Here is a 3,885-nt window from a genome sequence, read left to right as displayed (position 1 = left end):
GAACCCACCCCCGCAAACGGCACCCCTACCGCCCGTACCGCCCGCACCCGCCTCGAGCACGACTGCATCGGCCAGATGGAGGTGCCGGCGGACGTGTACTGGGGCATCCACACCCAGCGCGCCATCGCCAACTTCCCCGTCTCCGGCATCACGGACGGCCAGCACCCGGAGCTCATCCGCGCGTACGCCACGGTCAAGCGGGCCTGCGCCATCGCCAACGAGGAGCTGGGTCTGCTGGACCACACCAAGGCCGAGGCCATCCGCCAGGCCTGCCTGGAGATCGAGGGCGGCAAGCTCGCCGACCAGTTCCCGGTGGATGTGATGCAGGGCGGTGCCGGCACGTCCTCGAACATGAACATGAACGAGGTCATCACCAACCGCGCGCTGGAGATCGCCGGCCACCCGCGCGGCGACTACGCCTACATCCATCCGAACGACGACGTCAACGAATCCCAGTCCACCAACGACACCTACCCCGCGGCCTGCAAGCTTGCGCTCATCGACGCGATCGGCCCGCTGGCCGAGGCCACCAAGAAGCTCGCCAAGGCCTTCCACGATCTCGCGGACAAGCACATCAACGACGTGACCATCGGCCGCACGCAGCTGCAGGACGCCGTGCCGATGACGTACGGCCAGGAATTCCACGCCTTCGCCACACTGCTCAAGTCCGATCTGGCCGCGTTCGACCGCGTGGTGCCGCTGCTGGCCCAACTGAACCTCGGCGCCACGGCCATTGGCACCGGCATCTGCGCCGACCTGAGGTTCCGCAAGTCCGCCATCGACCACCTGGCCCGTATCACCGGACTGCCGGTCACGGCCGCACCCGATCCGGTGGCCGCGATGACGGACATGGGCGCGTACGTGGCCACCTCGGCCGCCATCAAGATCCTCGCCGTGCACCTCAAGAAGGCCGCGGACGACCTGCGTCTGCTCAATTCCGGCCCGCGCTGCGGCTTCAACGACCTCAACGTGCCCGCACGCCAGGCCGGCTCGTCCATCATGCCTGCCAAGGTGAACCCGGTGATTCCCGAGTGCGTGAACCAATGCTGCTTCATGATCTTCGGCATGGACGTGACCGTGAACTGGGCCGTGGCCGAGGGACAGTTGCAGCTCAACGCCTTCGACCCGGTGATGGTGCACGAACTGCTGACCGGCATGTCCCTGCTCACCAACGCCATGACCGTGTTCCGCGTCAACTGCGTGGAGGGCATCGAGGTCAACGTGGAGCGCGGGCGCGCGTTCGCCCAGTCCTCGCCGTCGATCTCGGCCGCACTCAACCACTACATCGGCTACGAGAAGGCCGCGGATATCGCCGCCGAAGCCGTGGCGACCGGCCGCACGGTGCGCGAGGTGGCCGGCGAGCGCACCGACCTGCCCGCCGAGCAGCTCGACGAGATCCTCGACCCGATTCGCCTGGCCCGCGGCCTCGGCCAGACCTGCCGCGAGCATCAGGAGTAGGATGCCTGCCCCGAATTGGTGGGTTCTGTGCATATACCCACCAATTATTCTGTACATATCGGCACCATAAAAGCCATTCTGGGCATATACCCACCACAAAGCGCCCGAAGTTGCGCTCCCCGTGGTGGGTATATGCCCAGAATCTTTTACAAGGTCCCGTAAATGGTAGGTATATGCCCGGAATGCTCCGGTCTTACCTCCAGGATTCCGATCGGAACAGTGTTGCGACCGACTGTTACGGTGGGCCGTATGACTGATTTTGGTGCACTAATGTCCGTATGGTTCCAGACGAATGCCGGCAAACTGATCTGGTTGCTGGTAGTGGCCGCCGTGGCGTTCATCGCCGACCGCGTGGTCAGCCGCGTATTGCGCAAGGTCCTGGATAAATCGGAGATTCCCAGCGCCTCCATCTTCATCAACCTCACGCGCACGGTAATCTGGGTGGCCGCGGCGGCCATGGTGCTGCAGCCGGTGTTCGGCATCAACCCCACCACGCTGGTCACCGCCCTTGGCGTCGGCGGCGTGGCCCTCTCCCTGGGCCTGAAGGACACCATCGCCAATGTGATCGGCGGGTTCGGGCTTATGCTGGGCCGCGTGATCCAGCCGGGCGATCTGGTCACCATCCAGGGCACCACCGGCACCGTGGTGGACATCACGTGGCGTCACTCGATGATCGAGACGCGCAGCGGCGACCGCATGGTCATCCCCAATTCCATCCTCAATACCGCTTCGCTCACCAAACTGACGCCGGTGAGCGAAGGCACGGTCACTCTCGAATTCACGGCCAAGGCCTCCAGCGACCCAACCGAGGTGAGCCGGAAAATCCTTGATTGCGTCACGAAGGCCACGACAGACGTCGAGCTGGAGACGCAGCCGCCGCTGGTCAAGTTCACCGGTTTTTCGCCGTACGGTATGACCGGTCAGGTGCTGCTGTTCGCCAAGCCCGGTGTGCTGCTGTCCACCGTACGCGACCGCGCCGCCCGCGCCATCGCCGAGGCCGGCACCGACTATCTGGTGGAGGACGGCGGCTCGTCCGATAACGTGTGATTTCATGCAGGCGCGGGAAGCGGCTCATGCCGTAGAACTCCCGCTGCCCCGAAACTACATGAACAGCATCCAGCCGGTCAGACTGATGGTGAGCAGCAGATACACGATGACTCCGGGGTTGCCGTAGACGGTACGCACCTTGAGCCCAGCCGGCAGTTCCTCAGGCGCCGGGTAGAACTCCCAGCTTTTCCGCTTGATGATGAGCAGCACGATGCCGGCGATCGTCAGCCCCATCAGAACCATGCCATACAGGGACAGATAACCAATCCCGCCCATGCCGGCACCGGGTTCGGAGGCCATACGCAGCAGTTCCTCCTGGCTCATCGAACCGTTCATGATGCGCGGATCGACCTGCTCGACGAGGAACGGCGCCACCACCGAGCCATTGAGGTTGATGACCATGTGCATGAGCACGGTGTACCGCAGGCGCGAGGTGCGCGTATACACATAGCCGAAGATAAGGCCCAGTCCAAAGGCGTAGAAGAACTGGAACAGGTTCATGTGGAACAGGCCGAAGGTGATGGCGGAGAACACGATCGCGGTCTTCTCGCCGTAACGGCGCAGGCGGGAGATAAGCTCCTTGCGGAACAGCCATTCCTCTACGATCGGCGCGAGTATGACCACGAACAGCAATGTGGCCCACCATTCGTCGCCGCCCATCACCTGGTTCAGCCGGTTCGCGCCCCGTCCGCCGGTCAGGACGAGGTTCAGCACGAAGCCCAGAATACTGCCCAGATACATCACCGGGAAGCACATGATGAGCATCTGGAAGAACTCGCCGACGCGCATCGGGTATTGGATGGTCCTGATGGCCGGCACGCGCGTGACGATGAGCATGCTCAGGGGTATCGCCACGAGGTATAGCGGCCCGGAGGAGATGAGCAGGTTCACCCATACCGGCATATTGCCGCCGAACATCGGATCCAGCGAAGTGCCGAGTAGGATGTTCAGGCCGTTCCAGATCAATATCATGATGGTCAGCGATGCGCCGATCAGCGAGAATCTGCGGTGCGCGGTGAACCACCAGTCACGACCCTGACGCGCGTGCTGGGCGCGTCGCGGGTCCGAGTCCTGCGGTTGAGGTGATTGGCCGGACTGCGGCTGGTATTGCGGCTGTTGCGCGTTGGGCGCGGGCATCGTCGGTATCGGCTCACTCATCGGTTTCCCCCATCCTTTGGCCGTCCTTGGCCTTGTGAGTCCGCCACTGCGGCGTTAGCTACCAGCATACGGCAAAGGCCGCGGAATCCCTAAGAACGACGTGCCTCACGTTTTTTGAGCGCGAAATGGGTAGTGGTGCCTCACCTGGAGTGAGCGCGAAACCGGGTTGGTCTGTTTGGCTTGTCGTATGGAAGACAGGATCAGCATGGCGACGAAGCGGCA

General features: G+C 63.3%; 3 protein-coding genes. 2 read left to right on the top strand and 1 reads right to left on the bottom strand.

What is annotated here, in order from left to right:
- Both JS536_RS11625 and JS536_RS11620 read left to right on the top strand, forming a co-directional pair.
- Positions 1-1,458, top strand: a 1,458-nt coding sequence (locus tag JS536_RS11625; RefSeq protein ID WP_276310854.1) for an aspartate ammonia-lyase, incomplete at its 5' end; no start/stop codon positions are given.
- A 249-nt stretch (positions 1,459-1,707) separates the two neighbouring features.
- Positions 1,708-2,505, top strand: a complete 798-nt coding sequence (locus JS536_RS11620) for a mechanosensitive ion channel family protein (protein WP_214357053.1) — start codon at positions 1,708-1,710, stop codon at positions 2,503-2,505.
- Between the two features lie 54 nt (positions 2,506-2,559).
- Here JS536_RS11620 and JS536_RS11615 read toward each other — a convergent pair whose 3' ends face one another.
- Positions 2,560-3,663 carry a CPBP family intramembrane glutamic endopeptidase gene (locus tag JS536_RS11615; RefSeq protein WP_214357052.1) on the bottom strand — a complete coding sequence of 368 codons (1,104 nt, stop codon included), beginning with the start codon at positions 3,661-3,663 and terminating at the stop codon, positions 2,560-2,562.
- Positions 3,664-3,885: the final 222 nt, after the last annotated feature.

Source organism: Bifidobacterium sp. SO4, assembly GCF_018555355.1.
Classification (GTDB): domain Bacteria; phylum Actinomycetota; class Actinomycetes; order Actinomycetales; family Bifidobacteriaceae; genus Bifidobacterium; species Bifidobacterium miconisargentati.
This window is presented reverse-complemented; position numbering and strand designations above follow the sequence as displayed.